General features: G+C 44.5%; 22 protein-coding genes. 9 read left to right on the top strand and 13 right to left on the bottom strand.

What is annotated here, in order from left to right; translation table 11 throughout:
• Together AACQ42_RS07055 and tal are read right to left on the bottom strand one after the other, a co-directional pair.
• Positions 1–170: hypothetical protein (locus AACQ42_RS07055; RefSeq protein WP_141138100.1), on the bottom strand; the 170-nt coding region annotated here is incomplete at its 3' end.
• Positions 171–248: 78 nt separating this feature from the next.
• Positions 249–1,199, bottom strand: a complete 951-nt coding sequence (gene tal, locus AACQ42_RS07050) for a transaldolase (protein ID WP_094164986.1) — start codon at positions 1,197–1,199, stop codon at positions 249–251.
• Positions 1,200–1,654: 455 nt separating this feature from the next.
• Here tal and AACQ42_RS07045 point away from each other — a divergent pair, with 455 nt between their 5' ends.
• Positions 1,655–2,647, top strand: coding sequence for a sugar-binding transcriptional regulator (locus AACQ42_RS07045; protein ID WP_094164984.1), 993 nt, complete (start codon positions 1,655–1,657; stop codon positions 2,645–2,647).
• A 162-nt stretch (positions 2,648–2,809) separates the two neighbouring features.
• On the top strand, positions 2,810–4,090 hold the full coding sequence (locus AACQ42_RS07040; RefSeq protein WP_441351189.1) for a glycoside hydrolase family 18 protein: 1,281 nt from the start codon (positions 2,810–2,812) through the stop codon (positions 4,088–4,090).
• A 55-nt stretch (positions 4,091–4,145) separates the two neighbouring features.
• Here AACQ42_RS07040 and AACQ42_RS07035 read toward each other — a convergent pair whose 3' ends face one another.
• From AACQ42_RS07035 to moeA, 3 genes are all read right to left on the bottom strand, one after another.
• Complete coding sequence (locus AACQ42_RS07035; protein ID WP_176429639.1) at positions 4,146–4,976, bottom strand: sulfurtransferase; 831 nt, start codon at positions 4,974–4,976, stop codon at positions 4,146–4,148.
• Positions 4,977–5,051: 75 nt separating this feature from the next.
• Positions 5,052–5,801 carry a molybdopterin-synthase adenylyltransferase MoeB gene (moeB, locus tag AACQ42_RS07030; protein WP_017046935.1) on the bottom strand — a complete coding sequence of 250 codons (750 nt, stop codon included), beginning with the start codon at positions 5,799–5,801 and terminating at the stop codon, positions 5,052–5,054.
• Between the two features lie 8 nt (positions 5,802–5,809).
• The gene (gene moeA, locus AACQ42_RS07025; protein WP_013867839.1) at positions 5,810–7,045 is read right to left on the bottom strand and encodes a molybdopterin molybdotransferase MoeA; all 1,236 of its coding nucleotides are present in this window, start codon (positions 7,043–7,045) and stop codon (positions 5,810–5,812) included.
• A gap of 152 nt (positions 7,046–7,197) precedes the next feature.
• On the opposite strand from moeA, the gene folE reads away from it, so the two are divergent.
• Positions 7,198–7,851: a GTP cyclohydrolase I FolE gene (gene folE / locus AACQ42_RS07020; RefSeq protein ID WP_013867838.1), complete on the top strand. Its 654-nt coding sequence runs from the start codon at positions 7,198–7,200 to the stop codon at positions 7,849–7,851.
• A 114-nt stretch (positions 7,852–7,965) separates the two neighbouring features.
• Here the strand turns inward: folE and msrB are convergent, their stop codons facing one another.
• The 3 genes from msrB to AACQ42_RS07005 all read right to left on the bottom strand — a co-directional run bounded on the left by msrB (position 7,966) and on the right by AACQ42_RS07005 (position 11,255).
• Entirely contained in the window at positions 7,966–9,099 is a 1,134-nt protein-coding gene (msrB, locus tag AACQ42_RS07015; RefSeq protein WP_094164978.1) for a peptide-methionine (R)-S-oxide reductase MsrB, read from the bottom strand.
• A 145-nt stretch (positions 9,100–9,244) separates the two neighbouring features.
• Positions 9,245–10,993, bottom strand: coding sequence for a formate--tetrahydrofolate ligase (locus tag AACQ42_RS07010; RefSeq protein WP_094164976.1), 1,749 nt, complete (start codon positions 10,991–10,993; stop codon positions 9,245–9,247).
• A gap of 118 nt (positions 10,994–11,111) precedes the next feature.
• Positions 11,112–11,255, bottom strand: coding sequence for a hypothetical protein (locus AACQ42_RS07005; RefSeq protein WP_013867835.1), 144 nt, complete (start codon positions 11,253–11,255; stop codon positions 11,112–11,114).
• A 132-nt stretch (positions 11,256–11,387) separates the two neighbouring features.
• Here AACQ42_RS07005 and AACQ42_RS07000 point away from each other — a divergent pair, with 132 nt between their 5' ends.
• Positions 11,388–12,122, top strand: a complete 735-nt coding sequence (locus AACQ42_RS07000; protein WP_019283145.1) for an RNA methyltransferase — start codon at positions 11,388–11,390, stop codon at positions 12,120–12,122.
• 128 nt (positions 12,123–12,250) lie between these two features.
• Here the strand turns inward: AACQ42_RS07000 and fdxA are convergent, their stop codons facing one another.
• A complete protein-coding gene (gene fdxA / locus AACQ42_RS06995; protein WP_010318513.1) occupies positions 12,251–12,574 on the bottom strand; it encodes a ferredoxin FdxA in 324 nt (107 codons plus the stop codon).
• 213 nt (positions 12,575–12,787) lie between these two features.
• On the opposite strand from fdxA, the gene AACQ42_RS06990 reads away from it, so the two are divergent.
• On the top strand, positions 12,788–14,407 hold the full coding sequence (locus tag AACQ42_RS06990) for an NAD(P)/FAD-dependent oxidoreductase (protein ID WP_038171574.1): 1,620 nt from the start codon (positions 12,788–12,790) through the stop codon (positions 14,405–14,407).
• 158 nt (positions 14,408–14,565) lie between these two features.
• Entirely contained in the window at positions 14,566–15,240 is a 675-nt protein-coding gene (gene yjjG, locus AACQ42_RS06985; RefSeq protein ID WP_017045536.1) for a pyrimidine 5'-nucleotidase, read from the top strand.
• 68 nt (positions 15,241–15,308) lie between these two features.
• Here the strand turns inward: yjjG and rnk are convergent, their stop codons facing one another.
• Entirely contained in the window at positions 15,309–15,716 is a 408-nt protein-coding gene (rnk, locus tag AACQ42_RS06980) for a nucleoside diphosphate kinase regulator (RefSeq protein WP_026027712.1), read from the bottom strand.
• 173 nt (positions 15,717–15,889) lie between these two features.
• Between rnk and phnR the strand changes: the two genes are divergently transcribed.
• Entirely contained in the window at positions 15,890–16,600 is a 711-nt protein-coding gene (phnR, locus tag AACQ42_RS06975; RefSeq protein ID WP_094164974.1) for a phosphonate utilization transcriptional regulator PhnR, read from the top strand.
• Between the two features lie 126 nt (positions 16,601–16,726).
• Here phnR and AACQ42_RS06970 read toward each other — a convergent pair whose 3' ends face one another.
• Together AACQ42_RS06970 and AACQ42_RS06965 are read right to left on the bottom strand one after the other, a co-directional pair.
• Complete coding sequence (locus AACQ42_RS06970) at positions 16,727–17,518, bottom strand: siderophore-interacting protein (RefSeq protein ID WP_094164972.1); 792 nt, start codon at positions 17,516–17,518, stop codon at positions 16,727–16,729.
• Between the two features lie 187 nt (positions 17,519–17,705).
• Positions 17,706–19,190: a peptide MFS transporter gene (locus tag AACQ42_RS06965; RefSeq protein ID WP_094164970.1), complete on the bottom strand. Its 1,485-nt coding sequence runs from the start codon at positions 19,188–19,190 to the stop codon at positions 17,706–17,708.
• Positions 19,191–19,495: 305 nt separating this feature from the next.
• On the opposite strand from AACQ42_RS06965, the gene AACQ42_RS06960 reads away from it, so the two are divergent.
• Positions 19,496–19,759, top strand: coding sequence for a hypothetical protein (locus AACQ42_RS06960; RefSeq protein ID WP_254918555.1), 264 nt, complete (start codon positions 19,496–19,498; stop codon positions 19,757–19,759).
• A gap of 94 nt (positions 19,760–19,853) precedes the next feature.
• Positions 19,854–20,354, top strand: a complete 501-nt coding sequence (locus AACQ42_RS06955) for a hypothetical protein (RefSeq protein ID WP_254918554.1) — start codon at positions 19,854–19,856, stop codon at positions 20,352–20,354.
• A gap of 107 nt (positions 20,355–20,461) precedes the next feature.
• On the opposite strand, the gene focA is transcribed toward AACQ42_RS06955, so the two are convergent.
• Positions 20,462–21,913 carry a formate transporter FocA gene (gene focA, locus AACQ42_RS06950; protein ID WP_094164968.1) on the bottom strand — a complete coding sequence of 484 codons (1,452 nt, stop codon included), beginning with the start codon at positions 21,911–21,913 and terminating at the stop codon, positions 20,462–20,464.
• Positions 21,914–22,097: the final 184 nt, after the last annotated feature.

The raw sequence follows: 22,097 nt of genomic DNA, 5'->3' as shown, positions 1-22,097 counted from the left end.
TCGCGGTCAGCCCATTGTGGGTTTTGTGGGTTATGGTTTAAGTGGCTACGCCAAAGCACTTCAGCGATATCCGCCATACCCATCGGTGCACCAGGGTGACCAGAGTTAGCTTGTTGAACACCGTCCATACTAAGAGCACGGATGGCATTGGCTAATTGTTTACGTTCCATAATAATTACCGACAAATAATAGAGTTAGAAAGGAAAGGGGAACGTTAATCGTTCCCCAAATTTTAATTCGTAAGTGGATTACAACTTGGCTGCAATCATGACTTCAAGTTTGCCTTGGTCAATGGCAAAGTTACGGATGCCTTCCGCTAATTTTTCTACGGCCATTGGGTCTTGGTTATGTTCCCATAGGAACTCTGCATGGGTCATTGCTGAAGGGCGTTCTTTGTTACCTTGAGAGTCAACCAGTTTTTCAACCACTTCACCTTCAGCTGCTTCGAGTTCTGCCAGTAAAGAAGGGGCAATAGTCAAACGATCACAGCCTGCTAGCTCTAAAATTTCACCAATATTACGGAAGCTTGCGCCCATCACGACTGTCTTGTAGCCATGCTCTTTGTAGTAATTGTAAATAGCAGTCACGGACAATACACCAGGATCTTCTTGCGGTGCAAAATCACGGCCTTCTTTGGCTTTATACCAATCCATAATGCGGCCGACGAATGGAGAAATCAGGAATACGCCTGCTTCTGCACACGCGCGTGCTTGAGCAAAGGAGAATAATAGAGTCAGGTTACAGTTGATGCCTTCTTTTTCAAGGATCTCTGCTGCGCGAATACCTTCCCAGGTTGAAGCCAGCTTGATCAAAATACGGTCGTTAGTAATGCCAGCATCGTTGTACATTTTGATCAGTTGGCGCGCTTTTGTCACGCTACCTTCCATATCATAAGAGAGGCGAGCATCGACCTCGGTAGAAATACGGCCCGGAATCGTTTTTAGGATCTCTTTACCGATATTGACAGCAAGCATGTCACAAGTATCTTGAACTTGTTGAGCCTTGTCTGAGCTCTGTGTTTTTGCGTATGCGATAGAAGCATCAATCAGTGGCGCGTATTCTGCAATTTGAGCCGCTTTAAGAATGAGAGATGGGTTAGTGGTCGCATCTTCTGGTTGGTATTTTTTGATTGCGTCAATTTCACCAGTGTCAGCAACAACAGTCGTCATTTTACGAAGTTGCTCTAATTTATTGCTCATATCGATCATCCTATTTCTTTGGGCCAAGCCAGATTTTGAGTTTGCTGGGCATTTGCAAGCGGGTTAGCAATCACATAGTCATGTCTTACACATGCCAGAAAAGCTAACTCAATTATTTCCAGCGACCGAACATTTGCGTTGAACATTTGCTCGATCGTTGAGTAAATGATGTAGCCATATTTATCTTATCCACTGGGAAAGTCAATCGCTGTTCTGAGGTTATAGTGATATCAATCAACTATTTTTTTGTGAATTAATCTAAGTGCTGATAAATAAACGTTTGCTTAGATTTATCAAGGGTTGAAAGCGAACGTTACTGTGCATTGATTAGAGTGAGAAAATGTAATTTCCGTGAGCAAATGTTGCAAAGTAAATGAGGCTTAACCTATGCTAGGTCAATGAGCAAATGCTCAATTGTCGTTATTCTGCGCACAATATTGACCATGAGATCCCGTATGACCACTCCCAATCAAGATATTTCTATCGAAAATACTGACTTATTAACTGAAATTTCAGTGGCTTATTACCAAGATGGTGCAACTCAAGAAGAGATTTCGAAAAAGTTTTCTCTTTCACGAGCCAAAGTAGGACGAATGCTTAAACAGGCACGCGATGAAGGGATTGTCGAAATTACGGTGAAATATCACCCTGTTTTTAGTGCCAAAATTGAGCAGCGACTGATTGAACGCTTTGGCGTCAAACGTGCGCTGGTTGCACTTGACCAACCTAGCGAAGAGTTGCAGCGCCAACAAGTGGCGGGGTTGGTTTCCAGTTACCTGACCAGTACGCTAAAAAACGGCATGGTTGTGACCGTTGGTCAAGGCCGAAATGTATCGGCCGTTGCGCGTCATATTGGCGTGATCACACCGCGAGAGTGTAAGTTTGTCTGTAGTATTGGTGGCATTCACCCAAGAGGTGGGATGTTTAATGCGGATCATATCTGTCGGCAACTGGCCAAAAAATACGGTGGAAGCTCTGAAACGCTTTATGCGCCTGCCTATGCTGAAAATCGCGAACAAAAATTAGCGTTTATGCAAAATGCAACCGTCAAACAAACCTTAGATTTAGCACGTAAGGCAGACATTGCGTTAGTGGGTATTGGGGATATGAGTGAAAACAGCTACATGGTCGACCTCGGTTGGTTTACCGCCGATGAAGTGGTGCAGTCGCGTTTACAGCAAGGTGTGGTAGGGGATTTCGCTGGTTATGATTTTTTTGATATCCACGGTAAAGCTGCCAATACGGTGATGAGCGATCGTGTGATTGGCTTAGGGATTGACGAATTTCGACCGATTGCTGAGGTGATCGCTATCGCGGCTGAAAACAGCAAACCTTTAGCGCTGCTTGGGGCGCTACGCACCGGTGCAATTGATGTGATTGCCACCAGCGTAAGCAACGCGTTAACGGTATTGAATTTAGATGAGCAGATACAAACCGTCATTGGTTAGTGGATTCAGGTTAGTGAATTTAGGCTCATAAATTAATCTGCAATAACTGTAACGTGATTTTAAGATCTGAGTTTGGCTCGCATTGGCTGATTATTTTGAAACTTAAAATATATTTCTCTGCTGTATTGACGCAAACCCAAGGAGAAACTTATGAACAAGTTGATGATCGCCCTTCTCGTTGTTGCGTCATTTAACGCCACCGCAGAGACAACCAAACCCGTCGTGGCGGGCTACTTTGCTGATTGGCAATATGAAAATGAGCAAAACCCCTACACAGTTAAAGATATTCCAGCAGAGAACTTGACTCATGTTATTTACGCCTTTTTGAGTATGTGTGGCCCCCATTCTGGAGCCAGTGAAACCGTACAAAAGCAAATCGCTAAGCAATGTGAAGGAAAAGCACCATTTAGTGCGATTGTTGTTGATACTAAATCCGCACTAGAAAAAGAGTTTGGCGCAGTCAATGTACCAGTTCCTTACAAAGGTCACTTCGCTCAACTTGCACAAATGAAGAAAGACTATCCGACGCTTAAGATTCTGCCTTCATTTGGCGGCTGGACAATGTCTGAACCGTTCCACGCAATGATAAAAGATCCTGCTACGATCAAGCATTTTTCCAAAACAGCGGTTGAACTTATAGAGCAGTACGCCTTTTTTGACGGTATCGATATCGATTGGGAATATCCGGGTGGTGGCGGTTTAACTACTTCGCCTTGGAATCCGGATACGAAATTAACCGACGAACAAAAAGAAGCAGAAAAACAGGCCTATACCGAGCTGATGAAAACATTACGTGCTGATTTGGATGCGTTGAGTAAAAAGACGGCTCGCCACTATGAACTTTCTACTGCTGTTGGTGTTGGAGCGAAAGCGGCTCAGATAGATTGGCCCGCCGTATCCCCTTATTTAACCAATATGTTTGCGATGACTTATGATTTTCTGGGTGGTTGGGGAACGCAAACGGGCCATTTAACCAATTTACATGCGACGGATCGCAGTTGGTGGGGAATGGGAGCCGATGTGTTTATCAATCAAATGATCGAATTGGGTATACCAAGCGAGAAATTGGTTATTGGCGCGGCGTTTTATGGACGTGGTTGGCAAGGCACTCAAGATTATGAGGGTGGTTTGCCTACGGCTGATCTTGTGTCTGAGCAGGGAGCGCCGTTTGGGACCGGTGAAAATGGCTATTTCATGTTCTGGGATTTGATGAAAAATTATCGCGCGGCACAAGGGTATCAATATGGTTACGATCAAGAATCGCAAGCACCATATTTATGGAATGCAGAAAAGAAAGTATTTATCTCGTATGAAGATGAACGTTCAGTGCGCGCCAAAGCCAAATGGGCAAAATCAGCGAAGCTAGGGGGAATTTTTACATGGGAACTTTCAGGTGATCCTTCAGGTGAATTGATCAAAGCAATGGCTGATGAGTTGAAATAGCACGCTTTGTAAAACATGATCAAATCCCCACAATGGTGGGGATTTGATTCAGAGACTAAAGCTCAATAGGCAGCTCAGTGCGCTGCCCCCATTCTGTCCACGAACCATCGTAAACGCACAGTTTTTCGTAGCCGCAAATTTGCGCAGCCAGCAGCACAATGCAGGCGGTTACGCCTGAGCCACAACTGAAAATGTATTGCTCTTTTCCAGCAGTCAGCGTTGCTTGAATAATAGGTTGTAGATCTTGCGGTGATTTAAGCTTATGCCCATTCATCAACTCTGTAAAAGGTAAGCAAATAGAGTGAGGAATATGGCCGCTACGTACGCCTTCTCTTGGTTCTTTCACTTGACCCAAAAAACGGGCTTGTGAACGTGCATCAACAGTTAAGCTCTCTGGGTTCTCTATTTGTGCAAGCACATAGTCTGCGTTCACAAAATAGCGAGGATCGAGCGTGCCATGGAAGTTTCCGTGTCTAAAGGCGTGTGTGTACTCTTTTACAACGGGTAAACCTTGGCGTTTCCATTCGGTTAATCCACCATCAAGAACGTATACCGACGCATGTCCCATCGCTTTGAGCATCCACCATGCCCTCGGTGATGCAAACGTTCCGCTATTGTCATAGACAACGACGATCGAATCGTGGTTTAAACCGATCGATTGTCCTAATTGATTAAAGCGCTCTTCACTAGGCATCATATGAGGTAGTGGCGATTGTAGGTCACAAAATTCACCATCATAATCAAAGCGGCGAGCGCCGGGAATGTTATGCAGAGTATCTTTCTCAGTTTCACTGGGAATTTGGAATTCAATACTGCAATCAAGAATAACGGTGCGCGGGTCGCCTAACTTTTGTGCTAGCCATTGGGGGGAGACGAGTGGTGACATGAGTTTAACTCTCCTATTGTGTGGGCTGATGCGGTGGACGAACGAGAAAGATATTATTGAGTCTTTGCCGTTCATTTACTGGCAAGTCTGGCAGTGAGCGAGTTTGATTAAGTTCATTTCTCTCCACGTCATTGAAAGAGCGTCCAATATCAAAATTTTGCCTTGTTTTACCTGCCCATATTGGGCGATCACTTTGATCGCTTCCATCGCTTGTACCGCGCCAATAATCCCGACGACAGGGGCCATTACGCCCGCTTCGACACAAGTGAGTACGTTACTACCAAAAAGAGCGCTTAAACATTGGTAACAGGGCTCGTCTGGGTGTTGATACATAAACACGCTGACTTGCCCTTCCATACGAATCGCAGCACCAGATACCAGTGGTGTTTTAGTTTGAAAGCAGAGTTTATTCAATTGGTTACGAGTATCAAGGTTATCTGATGCATCCAGCACCAAAGAATGCTGTTCAATTAATGCTTTCAATTGTGCATCTTCAAGGCGTTGATCAACGGTATTTACCGTTAAATACGGGTTAAGCATACGCAGTGACTCTGCCGCTGAGTCTACTTTTTTACGTCCAATATCGGCATCACTATGCAGCACTTGGCGCTGTAAATTAGAGAGCTCAACCACATCATCATCGATGAGCGTGAGTGAACCAACACCTGCCGTGGCAAGGTATTGGCTTGCAGCGCAGCCCAATCCTCCTGCGCCAAGAATTAAAATAGAGCTTTGTTTAAGTGCTTCTTGTCCTTCAAAATCAAACTGTTTGAGAATGATTTGTCGGTTGTAACGCAGTAGCTCTTGATCAGATAGGATCTCCATAGTGATCCTTAATACAAGCTGGGATTAAAAAGTTGGATATTGACGGTTTCGCCCACTTCCACTCGGCCACGATCTTGTTCTAACACCACAAAACAGTTGGCGAGACTCATCGAACGAAATGCCCCCGAACTTTGGTTTCCGGTAGTTTCAACAACAAACTGGCCATTTTCAATTGTGTAAATACCGCGTTGATAGTCAGTACGGCCCGGTGATTTTTTAAAGGCATTTTTAGTGATGGCTGGAATGGACTCCGGTGCTTTCCAGTGAGTGTGTCCAGCCAATTTAGCCAGCATAGGTTGCACCAAGACGTATAGGGTTAATACGGCTGAAACGGGGTTGCCAGGTAAGCCACAGAACCAAGCATGATCTAATGTTCCAAATGCAAACGGTTTGCCCGGTTTTATTGCCAGTTTCCAAAAACCGATTTCTCCGAGTTCTTGCAAAATATCTTTGGTATAGTCAGCTTCGCCTACACTTACGCCGCCAGAAGTAATAACCACATCGGCCAAATGTTGAGCTTTATCAAAGGTAGCTTTTAAAGTGGCAGGGCAATCAGCAATGATCCCAAGATCAATCGCTTCACAACCAAAATTCTCAATTAATGGTTTAATGCCATAACGATTGCTGTCATAGATTTGCCCCTCAGCAAGAGGTTCACCGAGTGGTTTTAGCTCATCTCCAGTTGAGAAAAAGGCCACTTTGGGTTTACGAAAAACGGTCACATGGCTGATGCCGAGTGTGGCAATCATTGGGATATCACGCGAAGTCAAGCGAGCCCCTTTATGTAGCACTACATCGCCTTGTTTGATGTCATCACCAGTGGGGCGAATATTTTGCTGAGGCTTTGCATTCGGCTGTAGAAAGCAGATACCATTTTCGTTTTCGGTCGTTTGCTCTTGCATGATCACCGCGTCGCAACCAGCTGGAATTTTCGCGCCAGTCATAATTCGCACGCAACTGTTGGCTGGCCACGGCCCTTCAAATGGAAGACCGGCAAAAGATTTGCCAGCCAGCGGCAGGGTGGTTGACTGTTGCAGATCAGCTAATCGAATAGCGTATCCATCCATCGCTGAGTTATCGAAAGGCGGCACAAAAATGGGTGAGAGTAACTCTTCAGCCAACACATAGCCTAACGCGTCGGCTAGCGGTAGTTTCAGCGTCGTTTGGATGGGTTTGATATTCGCTAGCATTGTCTCTAACGCTTGTTCGATAGGCATTAAGCCCGGTGAATCACAACAGCCCATGGTCGGTTCCTATAGCTTTTTTCTTTGCGAGGACTTTATCATACATTGCTTACGGGCAATAATGACCATCCTTAAAATATGGATGTAATTATTCAAAATTCCGAGTATCCTTGTCTGCCATCCGAAAGGGGTAAAAAGTAAGAGGAATCGGAATGCTAGGTCTTAGCGAATCAGCAAAGTTGGTCAAAGATGCGCTAGAGAGCCGAGGTTTGGAAACGCCTATGCGTCCAAATGAGGTTACTCGTGAAGAAAAGAAAGAAAAAATCGAACACCATATGCGTGAGATCCTCACACTACTCGGTCTTGACCTGACCGACGACAGTTTAGAAGAGACGCCCCATCGAATTGCGAAAATGTATGTGGATGAAGTGTTTTCTGGCCTCGATTATCAAAACTTCCCCAAAATTACTGTGATCGAAAACAAGATGAACGTCAGTGAAATGGTGCGCGTAAAAGAGATTACCGTGACCAGCACCTGTGAGCATCATCTAGTGACTATCGATGGTAAAGCTGCGGTGGCGTATATCCCAAGAGGCAAGATAATTGGTCTTTCTAAGATTAACCGTATTGTACGTTTTTTTGCTCAGCGCCCCCAAGTTCAAGAGCGAATGACACAGCAGATTCTGGTGGCTTTGCAAACCTTACTCGGTTCGGACGATGTCGCGGTCACCATTGATGCCACTCATTACTGCGTTAAGTCACGTGGTGTCATGGATGCGACCAGTGAAACGACCACCACAGCATTAGGCGGTATTTTTAAATCTAACCCTGCCACCCGCGCCGAATTTTTCCATGGTTTACATTAATCGAATCTCAGTTGAGTCCATCGATTAATGTTGATCAACTAAAAAAGCCCTCGCAAGTGAAGCCGAGGGCTTTTTCGTTTTACCACGCACTCTTTATTGAAACAGAGCCAAATTTTATTTAAACAGAACCAAGTACTCGCCATAGCCTTCAGCTTGCATCGCCTCTTTTGGTACAAATCGCATCGCGGCAGAGTTCATGCAGTAGCGTAAGCCGGTTGGTGCTGGTCCATCCTCAAAGACATGACCTAGGTGAGAATCTGCAAAACGGCTGCGCACTTCGGTTCTGGTATAAAAAAGCCGAGAATCGCTTTTGGTCGCAATATACGCTTCATTAATTGGCCGAGTAAAACTGGGCCAGCCTGTACCAGAACGGTATTTGTCGGTAGAAGAGAATAATGGCTCTCCGCTGACCACATCGACATAAATACCATCGGCTTTGTTATCCCAATACTCATTGTTAAATGCGCGTTCAGTACCTTCTTCTTGCGTCACGTAATATTGCAAATCAGTCAATTTGGCGCGTATCTTTTCATTAGAAGGTTTGGTGTATACCTTAACGTTGTTTTGCATTTTTTGCGCTTCGAGCAATTGACGTAAGGTTTTTGGATGCTCATTACGGTCTTTACCGAAGATGGTATCAAGATATTGGTCACGTCCGGAAGCATGACGATAGTAGGTGTAACGTACTTTGCTCTTTTTATAAAAGTCTTGGTGGTACTCTTCAGCAGGCCAAAATTGGCTGTATTGAATCAGCTCTGTTTTGAGCGGCTTTTTGAAGATCCCTAGCGCATCGATTTCTTGCATAAAGCGCTGCGCGGTCTGCTTCTGTTCACTGTTGTGATAAAAAATGGCAGGCCGATACGGTGGGCCTCTATCAACAAACGAGCCTTGATCATCCGTTGGATCAATGTGGCGGAAAAAATGATCCAATACATTTTCGTAGCTGACAACTTGCGGATCAAAGGTCACTTGAATCACTTCAATGTGGCCCGATTTTCCTGATGAGACTTGTTTATAGGTTGGATTTTCAAGGCTGCCACCCGCATAACCAGAAACAACGCTAATGACACCGTTGAGTTTTTCAAGATCAGATTCTGTACACCAAAAACAGCCCCCAGCTAATGTCGCGATTTGCTGATTACCAATGCTGGGCATGGTTTTAGACTGAGTTTCTGCTTGGCTAAATAGCGAAAACAGAATAGGCACAATAAGCGCTATTGAGAATATAAAGGGAGTAAAACGTTTCATAACCGACCTTACTTATTTTTTATTGATACTGGTAAAGAACGGTGAAAAGCGCAAAAAATTACAGAGAAAGAAAACAAATAGCGTGAAGAAAGCCTTTATGAGCCCGAAGATTTGCGCTCATAAAGGTTAATTTCGAACAATAATATCAGGTTAGGCCGATAATATTTCCTTTAGAATCAATGTCTAAATACATGAAGGCGGGTTTTTCAGGAAGACCCGGCATGGTCATCACGTTGCCGCATAGCGCATAGATAAAGCCAGCACCCGCACAGAGCTTTAATTCGCGGATCGGTACATCAAAACCTTTTGGTGCGCCTTTAATCGCAGCGTTGGTTGAAATTGAAAGCGGCGTCTTCGCCAAACAGACAGCAAGCTTCCCGTAACCTTGCTCTTGCATGTTGTGCATTTGACGTCGTGCTTTATCACTAAAAGTGACGCTTGCCGCGCCATAGCCCTTTTTCGCTACGGCGTTGATCTTATCTTCGATCGTCTGCTGTGCTTGGTATAACGGTGTGAACGTACTCACTTTTTGACACTGCTTAATGACTTTGGAAGCAAGCTCAGTCGTCCCTTCTCCTCCAAGAGCAAAACCTTCACTCAGTGCAACCTCAACCTGGTAGGGTAGTGCGTGAATCATCATTGTGAGCTGCTCAAGCTCTTCTTGGCTGTCTTGTGGAAAGCGGTTAATGGCAACCACGGCGGGTATTCCATACTTACTCACATTCTCAATATGCCATTTGAGATTTTCAAAACCGGACACCAGCGCGGCATGGTCTGGCTGAAATAGAGTGTCGGGAACTGGTTGGCCGGGACGCAATTCATACAGACCAGAGTTCGCTTTTAAGCCGCGAAGTGTGGTGACGATAACGGCGCAATCTGGCGCTTTCCCAGATGTCGCGGCTTTAATATTGCACGCCTTTTCAAATCCCATATCAGAGCCAAAGCCGCCTTCTGTTACAGTAAATTCGGCTAACCTTGTGGCGATGTCATCAGCGATAATAGAAGAGTTACCGTGCGCGATATTGGCAAAAGGCCCGGCGTGAATCAGTGTCGGTACGCCTTCTAACGTTTGCATTAATGTAGGTTCAATCGCCTCTTTCATACTGACAGCCATCGCCCCAGCGACTTGTAAATCTTCGGTGGTAATCGGTGTACCATGGTGACTATAGGCGACGACAATCCGCCCAATCCGTTGACGCAGAACGTTTAAGTTTTTGGCTAATGCAAGAATCGCCATCAGCTCAGAAGCCGCTGAAATATCAAAACCGTCTTCACGTTCAAAGCCATTGATTGATTTATCCGTTTCATTTCGGCCCACGGTGACCATGCGCAGTGCGCGATCGTTGTGATCCATCACTCGCTTCCAAACCACATTATTCGGGTCGATACGCAGTGCTTTCATTGCGGTGCGCTGCTCGAAATCGTCATAACCAAGGCGCTGTTCGTGATAGATCCGGGCATCTATCGCCGCTGCCGCAAGGTTATGCGCGGCTGTTACGGCGTGGATATCGCCAGTGAGATGCAAATTGAGCTCTTCCATTGGTGCCACTTGTGAATAACCGCCGCCAGCGGCTCCGCCCTTAACACCAAAGATTGGTCCCATTGAGGGTTGACGAATACATGCCATCACCGAATGACCCAATTTTGCCATTCCTTGTGATAGGCCTATGGTCGTGACGGTTTTTCCTTCCCCTAATGGCGTTGGGGTAATGGCAGTCACAAGGATTAACTTTCCAACCGTTTGTGTTTGCAAACGTTCAAGGCAACTTAATGAAATTTTCGCCTTAAAGCGGCCTTGGCTGTGGAATTCGCTGGCGGTGAATCCTGCTTTGTTAGCGATAGCCTCTATGGAGGTTAATGAAGTGGCGCGGCAAATTTCAATATCAGGCAGCATAAAACCCTCATTATTTAGTATTGTACGGGTTGGGGAAACGTTTGCGTCGCGATAATAACGTCAAAAAATGGGTTGTAAAGTTATTTAATGAGTGGATTATAAACTAATGTCTGAGCTTTTAGCTCGATTCTTCGTTCTCTTTTGTGTCATTGTCGTTGGGCTCTTTATGATGATCATCTTCAAGTTGATCACTATCTTGTTGATCATAATGCTTGACGACAAAGGGGGTTAACATAACGGAAGAGGGAAGAAAACGTTTCATATGGATTTCCTTGTTTGTTAGTAACTGAACATATGGTATTGAAACTCGACTTACACTGCTTTAGCTCTGGCGGCCTTTACTCTATAATGCGGCGTTTTTACTAGGCCAACCTTACCTCACTGCGGATATTTTATGATTTCAAAAAACCAACTGAAACTACTTCGTGCTTTAGGCCAAAAGAAACAGCGCAAGGCTCATGGCCTGTTTTTAGTGCAAGGCGAAAAGAACGTGTTGGAATTGATTAACAGCCAACTGACGGTAAAGCAGGTTTTTGCCACTGCGGAGTTTATCGCACAAAACCGCGTTGAGCTTAGTGTTTTTGAATGCATTGAGGCCACATTAGATGACTTAACCAAAGCCAGCACTTTGGTGAGCAATAATGCGGCAATCGCAGTCGTTGAGATCCCCGAAGTGACGGTGCCTGAAGCGAAAGGATTGATGATCGCTCTCGATGGTGTTTCTGACCCCGGTAATTTAGGGACGATTATCCGTGTCGCTGATTGGTATGGCATTAAACACATTGTCGCTAGCCACGATTGCGCCGATCCATACAATCCAAAGACCATCAGTGCCACCATGGGTAGCTTTGGGCGTGTTACGGTGAGCCAAGTGGATTTGAGCGCTTATTTACAGAGTTCAAATCTACCTGTTTATGGGGCTTTTTTAGAAGGTGAGAACGTTCATCATACGAAATTTGCAGCAGAAGGGATTTTATTGATGGGCAGTGAATCGCATGGTATTCGTGCCGAAGCGGCTCAATATGTCACCGACAAAATCACCATTCCCGCCTTCGGGGGAGCTGAGTCACTTAACGTAGCAATGGCTACGGGTATTATTTTGGATAACCTGCGCCGCCAACATCACTAGATCAAACCAAGATCACTCGATCAATAAGTAAAGCTTGAAAGTTGTTGCTTTGGATTGTCGTCAAAAAGCGTGATAACGGATGCCGTGTTTGCGCTTTTTTTATAACGCTTAGTTATAAGAAGAAAAGACTACTTCTCTAACATCCCCAGTTTGTTTGGCACGCCATTCCATTTTTCAGCATCATCCATGGCTGGTTTGACTTCGGTTTGCACCGGCCATATGTCGGCAAGCTCAGCATTGAGTTCGATGTAAATCTTCTGATCTTCTGGGAGTTCATCTTCTTGAAAGATAGCTTGAGCTGCACATTCAGGAACACATAAACCGCAATCAATGCATTCAATGGGGTTGATCACCATAAAATTGGGGCCTTCGTGAAAGGCATCTGCAGGGCATACCGCGACACAGTCAGTAAATTTACATTGGATGCAATTATCCGTTACGACAAACGCCATGATGATCAGCTCTTAGTTAGTCAAAAATGAAGAATGGGGATAATACGCATCCCAAGTTAAATTTCAACATCCAACGCTATGAATATCTAGCGTAACGTGTGATGAATTCGGGATTTAGTATGACAGATAACGCCATTTCCCGTAAAATGCGCGCCATTGTGAGCGGGCCGCTTGCGGCTTTGGCTAAGACACCGACTAAAACGAGACACCGACATGATACGTTTAACCGAAATTAAACTTCCTTTGGACCACGAGGAAGGGGCAATTTTTGCTGCTATTACTGAAAAACTTGGTATTGCTGATGAACAAGTTCTTTCATTCAATATGTTTAAACGTGGCTACGATGCTCGTAAGAAAACGAAAATCATGCTGATTTACACGCTAGATGTGAGCGTGGAGAATGAAACGGAGTTGCTTGCTCAGTTTGCTGATGATCCGCATGTGAAAGTGACGCCGGATATGGAGTACAAATTCGTTGCTCAAGCGCCAGCGAATCTTACTGAGCGCCCAGTGGTGATAGGCTTTGGCCCTTGTGGTCTATTCGCAGGACTGATTCTTGCTCAAATGGGGTTTAACCCAATCATTGTCGAGCGTGGTAAAGAAGTGCGCGAACGCACCAAAGATACCTTTGGTTTTTGGCGTAAACGTACATTGAATACTGAATCTAACGTGCAGTTTGGCGAAGGTGGAGCGGGGACTTTTTCTGATGGAAAACTCTATAGCCAAGTGAAAGATCCTAACTTCTATGGCCGTAAGGTCACTACAGAATTTGTCGCTGCGGGCGCACCTGCTGAAATCATGTACGTGAGCAAGCCGCATATTGGTACGTTCAAATTGGTGACCATGATTGAAAAAATGCGTGCCAAAATCATCGAATTAGGCGGTGAAATTCGTTTTAGTACTCGCGTTGATGACATTCACATCGAAGAAGGGCAAATTACCGGGCTTACGCTGTCAAATGGTGAGGAAATTAAAACGCGTCATGTTGTCCTTGCGGTCGGTCATAGTGCACGTGATACCTTTGAAATGCTGCATGAACGTGGCGTTTATATGGAAGCCAAACCCTTTTCAGTAGGGTTCCGTATTGAACATAAACAATCAATGATTGATGAAGCGCGTTTTGGTTCGAATGCGGGTAACCCCATTCTTGGCGCGGCGGACTACAAATTGGTTCACCACTGTAAGAATGGCCGCACCGTTTATAGCTTCTGCATGTGCCCCGGTGGCACGGTAGTGGCGGCTACTTCTGAAGAGGGGCGCGTTGTGACCAATGGCATGAGCCAATATTCTCGCGCAGAACGTAATGCTAACAGTGCGATTGTAGTGGGTATTGATCCTGAACGTGATTATCCCGGTGATCCGCTAGCGGGCGTGCGCTTCCAACGTGAACTTGAATCACGAGCTTATCAACTTGGCGGCGAAAACTACGATGCGCCAGCACAAAAAATTGGTGACTTTTTACAAGGTCGTGATCCGAGTGCGTTAGGTGATGTCGAACCCTCTTTTACACCCGGCATCAAGTTGACAGATATTTCAAAAGCGTTGCCTGATTTTGCCATTGAAGCCATTCGTGAAGCGATCCCAGCGTTTGATAAGCAGATCAAAGGATTTGCCTCTGAGGATGGTTTGTTAACTGGAGTAGAAACTCGCACGTCATCACCCATTTGCATTAAACGGGGTAAAGATTTCCAAAGCATCAACCTGAAAGGCTTTTATCCGGCAGGTGAAGGTGCAGGTTATGCGGGCGGGATTTTATCAGCAGGCATTGATGGTATTAAAGCGGCCGAAGCATTGGCGCTTTCTATGGTTAACGAAGCTGAAAAAGCATCATAATTTGCAATATTAAGCATAAGAAAAGGCTCATTGGAGCCTTTTTTATTACAGGGACGATTAGATTCGTTATCACATTGAATTTTAAAAGTTTCTTCTGATAGAGATTATCATTTAACTAAAAACAATCTAAACTAGCCCGAACATTATGAGGAGAGATCATGAAGTACGACTGGATTTTATTTGACGCTGACGAGACCTTGTTTCATTTTGATGCTTTCAAAGGTATGCAGCTGATGTTTGAGCGCAAAGGAGTGTTGTTTACTGAACAAGATTTTGCGCAGTACCAAGAAGTTAATAAACCACTGTGGGTCGATTACCAAAATGGTGATATCACGGCGGCGCAGTTGAAGCATACTCGTTTTGCAGAGTGGGCAGAAAAGCTCGCGACGACAACCACGGAATTAAACAGCGCATTTCTTGAAGCCATGGCTGATATCTGCACTCCACTACCAGGAGCAAAAGAGTTATTGGATGCCCTTACAGGTCGAGCGAAACTTGGCATCATTACTAATGGTTTTACCGAACTTCAAGCGATTCGTTTGCAAAGAACGGGGATGAGTGAATACTTTGACCACGTGATTATTTCAGAAGAGGTTGGTGTAGCGAAACCCGATCACGGGATTTTTGCCTACGCGTTAGACAAAATGGGCAACCCTGCTAAAAATCGTGTATTGATGGTAGGGGATAACCCGCATTCCGATATTCTAGGTGGCTTGAATTTTGGTATTGAGACCTGTTGGCTAAACTCTACTGGCGCAAGTGCTGTTGAGGGTATCGAGCCACACTACCATGTGCGTTCATTGCACGAACTTAAAGATATTTTGGTCGCATAATTATTTACAATGATGTGGCTTGGGGTGTGGAGTGATGATATCGACCTCCACACCAACAAATAGATTCGTTAGCGGTTGAATTCACCGTCACGCTCAGGTTGATAAACTACATCAAGAATCTCAATCACTCTTTCTCTACCACCTGGCATTGGCCAACTGAGCTGTTGACCAACAGCTAGGCCCAACAATGCACTGCCTACTGGGGCAAAAACAGAGATATCTTGACTGCTTTTCACTTCATGCGGATACACAAGATTTTTTTCGATCACTTCATCACTGTCGATAAACTTGAAGCGTACGGTCGAATTCATGCTCACCACATTATTTGGCATCTCTTGTGGGGCGACAATGGTGGCTCTATCCAACTCAGCCTCGAGCTTTTCTAACTCTGGCGTTAGTTTAGGCATGCCATCCAGTAATGCGGATATTCTGTCCATATCAAGGCTTGAAACTAAGACAGGTGCTAAGTTTGACATTTTTAATACTCCAAAAAGAAATACCGCCCAAAAGCTAGGCGGTATAAAAATTAACGTCAATGTTATTGCGATTCAGGCTATGACATTAATCTTGTTCGACATAGAATGCAAATAATACGGTATCAGTTTGTTATAAATTTGGCATGCACGTATTTAGGCTGGGAGTGGATGTTGTGCAGTACGTAAAAATTAAAGATGTGATTGTTGAACAAATCGATGCTGGCATGCTTGCCCCTCGTCAAAAATTACCTTCTGAACGAAAACTTGCAGAGTCGTTTAATACCACACGCGTTACCCTGCGTGAGGCTTTGTCTCTGTTGGAAGCGGATGGCAAGATCTACCGAGAAGATCGGCGAGGTTGGTTTATTTCTCCCGAGCCGATACGTTACGACCCAACCCAAACTCTGAATTTTACCAACATGGCTTTAGCACAAAACCGAGTACCAAAAACGGAACTGATGAGGGCAAAAGCGCTATTAGCCAATAAACAAGCATCGCTCTTATTGGGATTAAAGCCATTTTCGGATGTTTACCAAATTGATCGTGTGCGTTATTTAGAAGATCGCCCCGTGGTCTATGTGACGAATTACGTGCGCCCTGAATTGTTTCCCAACTTGCTGACTTTCGATTTGTCTCAATCACTGACGGATATTTATCGCGACCATTTTGCCGTGGAGTATCAAACAGTCCGTTATCGAATTACCACTAGCTCTTTGCTTGGTCATATGGCGCAAGCGCTACGCGCTACATCAGGCACTCCGGCGATGGTCGTTGAGCGCATTAATTATAATCAACAGGGTGAACTGATCGATTGTGGCATCGAATACTGGCGACATGACGCGATTTGTATTGAGTCGTTAGCCAAGCTCACTGTGGCCCGCTGAGGCTATGTCCGTTAAAGCTAGGTTTGTTAAAGCTAGGTCTGTTAAAGCTATGTTCGTTGAAAATTGAGCGCATTCAATGAAAAAGGCGACCTCTATTAAGTCACCTTTTTACTGTGTTATTGCTGTTTATGACTGAGTTTGTGCATCCGTTTGTTTGAGCTGTTTATGCCCATCTTCACTGACGCCACGTTTCCAGTAGCTGCTGATATAAATATAGTCTTTGGCTATCTCTTTTTCATTGCGAAAATACTCTCTTAGCGCGCGCATGGTATCAAATTCACACGCACACCATACCGAGCCATTCTCACCCAGCCAATTTTTCTCGATAACCGAAGTCGCCAAATTGGTGCTGCTGTCTTTCACGACCCAAGAGATCTCTATGTTCTCCGGAGCCTGTAGTGCCTGTTTGTCATCCACATGCTCAATTTCAATTACTGCATAACCTTTTGCATCACGTGGTAAGCGTTTTAATTGAGCTGCAAGAGCAGGGATCGCGGTCATGTCAGCGGCTAAGAAAAACCATTTCCCATTGGGATTCAACCCTTGAGCTTTACCTGGGCCAGCGATTGAAATTGTATCACCAATGGCCGTATGCATCGCCCATCTGACTGCAAATCCGCACTGCTTATCTTCCGCTTCGTGCCGTACAAAATCGATTTCAATGCGATTGTTGGTCGCATCAAAACTTCGAATGGTATAAGTGCGCATTATTGGGCGCTGATCAGGGGTTAACCGTGACAAATCAGTGCCACCATCTTCACTAAACAACAGCTTGATATAATCGCCTTCGTTTTCAAGTGTAAAATGCTCAATTGAGTCACCCTGTAACGTAATGCGTTGCAGGGAAGGCGAAATCTGCTGACTACCCACAACCGTGAGTGGATAGAAAGAGCGTTTAGGTTCTGTTTCTTTTTTCATTAGTCTCTAGATTACCGTTTTGTCTTTTGTAGGTATAACCTTAAACTGAGTGCTCAATTGATTCAATGATAATAACTATCATTTACGTTATTTTACTTTGAAGAGATGGGAATATGTAACTTTGCAGATAAAAAGCCCCATACGCATAATGGTATGAGGCTTAATAATGCTCACATTTTGCTGATGTTTAAACTTCGTTAGGTGCAACTTCTGTAAGTTCATCCCGTTCGTTCATTTTTGATGCTTCAAGCATTTGTCGAACAACCAATGAAGCGACGATGGCCACTGCTACCATCACTACGGCTAAGATCGTGAGCATTTTAAAGTAGTCGCCATAAACGCTTTGGACGATATGCTGACTGATCACTTGACCTTTTTCTAATGCGATGGAGGTTGAGAACACCGCACCCACAATGCCGCTTAAGGCGATGGCGACTGAAAAGAGGCTAACCGAAAAGTTTTCGATGTGCTTGGGAGCCACTGACAAAATGAAGGCCACTACTAAACTACCAACAATGACTTCCGCAAAAGCTTGGAAGAAGTGGATCACCAAAAAGACTTCTGGTCTGATGACAACATCAGCACCAATATTCATGACTGCCATGGTTAAAATGCCAAATGCAATGGCGGTAAAGATGAATGCAAAGCCAATTTTAGTGGCTGTTGAAAAATTAATGCCTCGCTTTTCCAGTGAAGAGAAAGTCATAGCAATGACTGGCCCAGCAACAATGCACCACAGTGGGTTCATCGCCATTGATGCTTCAGGAGCGATTGGAATTAATCCAAATAAGTCACCACGCATCGTATTAATGGTTACCATGGTCATGGAGGTCATCATTTGCCCGTAATAGACAAAGAAACAGGTGGTGAGCACCGTCATGATAAGAATAGTGCCCATTTTCAAGGTATCGGATCGATTCGCTTTAAACATCAAAAAGATGAAGTAAAAAATGGCAGCCGCACCAATGGCATAAACGATGTTTTGACCGATGTCCATATTAGAAAACATGAAGAAAACTAGCCCAACCATCGCGCATGATACTGCACAAAAGGCGAGCCAGTTTTTCACGCTTACGGGAGCTTGATCAATCTCAGCTGCAGCATTCACTAATGATTTGTTAAACACAATTAAAGTGGCAAAGGCGAACGCTGCCAAAATGGCTGAGAGCATAAAACTACCGTGAAAACCGATCACTAAAACAAACATCGGGAATAAATATTGACCAAGTAGTGCCCCCACATTGTTTACCGAATAATTGACAGGGTAACAGTTTTCAAAATGTTCTTGGGAGCTAAAAGTGCGTTTATATAAACTGGGGTAAGAAGGAGACATTAATCCGCGTGCGTAGCTCGCTAAAGCGATGCCTGCTAATGCCATCGCGACGTTGGTTGTTGAGGCACCCAGCACCAGTAGTGTGTAACCAAGAGCAAAAGCGCCGTAGGCAATGGTTAATGAACGATAAGCGCCAAGGAACTTATCGGCAATAAAACCACCAGCGATCGCAAAAAGGGGGCCAATGGATGAAAATGCTCCTACCACCATCATGGTATCGGCTTCGTTATAATCCAAATCTTCTAGAAAAAAACGGGTTAGGATAACCATTACCCCGTAAAATGATAAGCCAAACATCATTTGGCAGAACATCATTGATTTATTGAGTTTATTCCACATATTAATCTCTCCATGTAGTGGATTTTTAGAGTTTATTCCTGTGGATTTTATCATCGGTAGTTATAAATAAATTGAAGCAATTATCGCAGAAACCTTACTTTATGCACGAGCATTTCTAATGCGTGGCTATCGTTTGAGTAATGTTTAAAAAGCGATTGTTTATTTTATTTTTTGACTCAAGCACTATGCACATGTAGGAGTATTTACGTGTTACCAAACCATACGTTTTAATGCTGCTGCTTTCTTGGTGTCGATTGCTATGACACAAGTTTTATGGTGGCTGGAATGGAGAGAGAAAAATAACGATGGTAGCCGAGCATCTTTATATCGTATTGGGTAAACGACTTGTTGATCAGCAATTAACATTAGAAGGGCGTAGCCGTGTTGATGGCCTCGTTAAGGCGTTACAACGTCATGACATCGATCATAGTGTCATTGCTTTATGCGGTGGGCTCACGCTAGGGCAACAGATTTCTGAAGCCATTATCTTCAATCGGAACTTACTCGGCTCAATGTGTCACTTTCGAATAACCGCATTTTGCTGGAAGAGTACTCAACCAGCACGGTAGAAAATATCGAAAACGTCGCGTTAGAGCTGCAAAAAACGGTGGTATTGATACGCAAAAAACATTACCTGTCACTTTCATTTCTAACGACTATCACTTGCAGCGTATTTTTGAAATTCAGCAACTAATGGATGAACAAGGGTTACTGCGAGTGCTAAAACAACGCTGTGAAATGATGGAGATCACGCTGGCTATTTCACCGGATCTGCACGATCACCTAGCGGTGAAATACCCTTATACGCATTTAGCCGCGGAATTGTTTCTATTGGTCGATCAACTAACGACTTACCGTGTCTATCTTGAAGGTGTTGTAGCGGGCTCATTTTTGCGCGATCTCACGCAAGTGAGAGCCATTCCCTACCAAATCGCATATGAGGCTATTTTAGCGATCAACCATAAAATCGCAGACAACCCAAAGTGGGTTTTTGTTCGCTGCCTTACGGATTTATTGATGCAGTGTATCAATGCCACAAAGGGGGCGTTAAGTGTCAGTGAGATTCAACCTTATCTCATTTTGTTCGACAGCAACTTAACGTTATTGAATCGATATCTTGATCCTGAAAACCCATGCGTCGGACGCTGGTGGCGTCAGGGATAGTAACAAGCGAAATAGATGAATCAAAGAGACCCCGCAATGCGGGGCCTTTGCTTTTTAGTCAAGCGACTTATTTCCTGACCAAAAACCATTTTGAACAAAACAACGTGTTAAGCCGTTTCTAACGTACGCTCTTTGACCACGCTTAGACGCTCGCCATAAATTGGACGTAGTGCTGCCAGTACATGGTTACGAGTTAGCATACCGACAAACTTGCCATCTTCAAGGACGGGGAGATTTTGTGGTTTGTTCACTTTCATGCTTTTTGCGCGCTCTTCTAAAGAGAGTGAGCTAAAACGAGTAGCAATACCCATGCTAGTGGTAGGGTATAGCTGTTCTTTATCGATGCATAAAAACTCGGCGATATCAATCAGACGGTCAGATGCATCGATGGCGATAACATCGCGGCTCATAAGATCCACCACTTTTTGCCCTTCGGTAGGGAGGTAGTCTTGGCACCATAAATCCACCATGACATCGTGAGCTGAGAAAAACCCGACCAAACGACCAGCCACATCAACCACAGGAGCACTATCGAGCTGGTTATCCAGCAACATATCAATCGCTACTGCGGTTGGCATTTCCACGCCTAGAGTTACAGGTTGGGTGTTCATAATGTCTTTAACTGTAATTGCTTTATTCATTTTCGTTTCCTTCACTGACGTAATTGTTGCTGTTTCCGTAATAGTGCTAATGTTTGCGGCTTTAAGTTGTGGACGGCGGAAAATAGACCAGTTGGCGAGACCAACCAACACAGCACCGCCGACAATATTGCCCAAAGTCACTGGGATAAGGTTTGCCACCACAAATTGATGAATATTCAAATCTGCGTAATGAGTGGCACTGATACCGATCTGCTGCCAGAAGCTCTCTGGTGCAAAGTTTTGAATCACAATGCCTAAAGGGACCATAAACATGTTGGCTACGCAGTGCTCAAAGCCGCTAGAGACGAACATCGCCACAGGCAAAATTGTCATTGCGGCTTTGGTCATTGCATTGGCAGAGCTAAACGTTAACCAAATAGCAAGACAAACCAGTAAGTTACATAGCACCCCAAGAGAAAATGCTTGAACAGGTGTATGGTGCAGTTTGTGCTGTGCGATGTTCAGCGCATTCAACCCCCATTGACCATCATCCAACTGATAGAGACCAGCCCCAGTAACCAAAAGCAGTAAGAACATGGCACCAATGAAGTTACCGATATAAACCTTGCCCCAAATGGATAACATTTTGCTAAAGCTGATTTGTTTATTGGCCCAAGAAATGCTCGACAATACGGAACTGGTGAACAGTTCACCGCCACAAATCACGATTAAAATCAGCCCCATGCTAAAGGCTAAACCACCCGCTAACCGACTGAGCCCCCAACCTGCGTTAGCACTGCCTGTGGTGACAGTGATGTAGAACAAAAATGCTAAGCCGATAAAAGCACCAGCCATAATGGCAAGGCTCAGTGTCATACCGCTACTTTTCTTGGCTTTGCTTAATGCAAATTTCTCGGCTTCTGCCATCATCTCAATCGGTGAGAACAGCTGTTTATTTTCAGAGTAGGCTGCAGACATACACGCTCCCAAAGCTCAATTTCATAATTACCTCCCAAGTTCAAACAAAGCGTCATGCCTTGCTTCCCATACAGACTAACGAACGAGTCATGAAGTAGTAAAATTGATAATTTTTAGATTACTCATCAAATGAATTGATATGAATAAATGAAAGAGTAGAATGAAACCGTTTGCGCATATTAAC

Source organism: Vibrio sp. V12_P9A6T4, assembly GCF_963874835.1.
Lineage (GTDB): Bacteria > Pseudomonadota > Gammaproteobacteria > Enterobacterales > Vibrionaceae > Vibrio > Vibrio anguillarum.
This window is presented reverse-complemented; position numbering and strand designations above follow the sequence as displayed.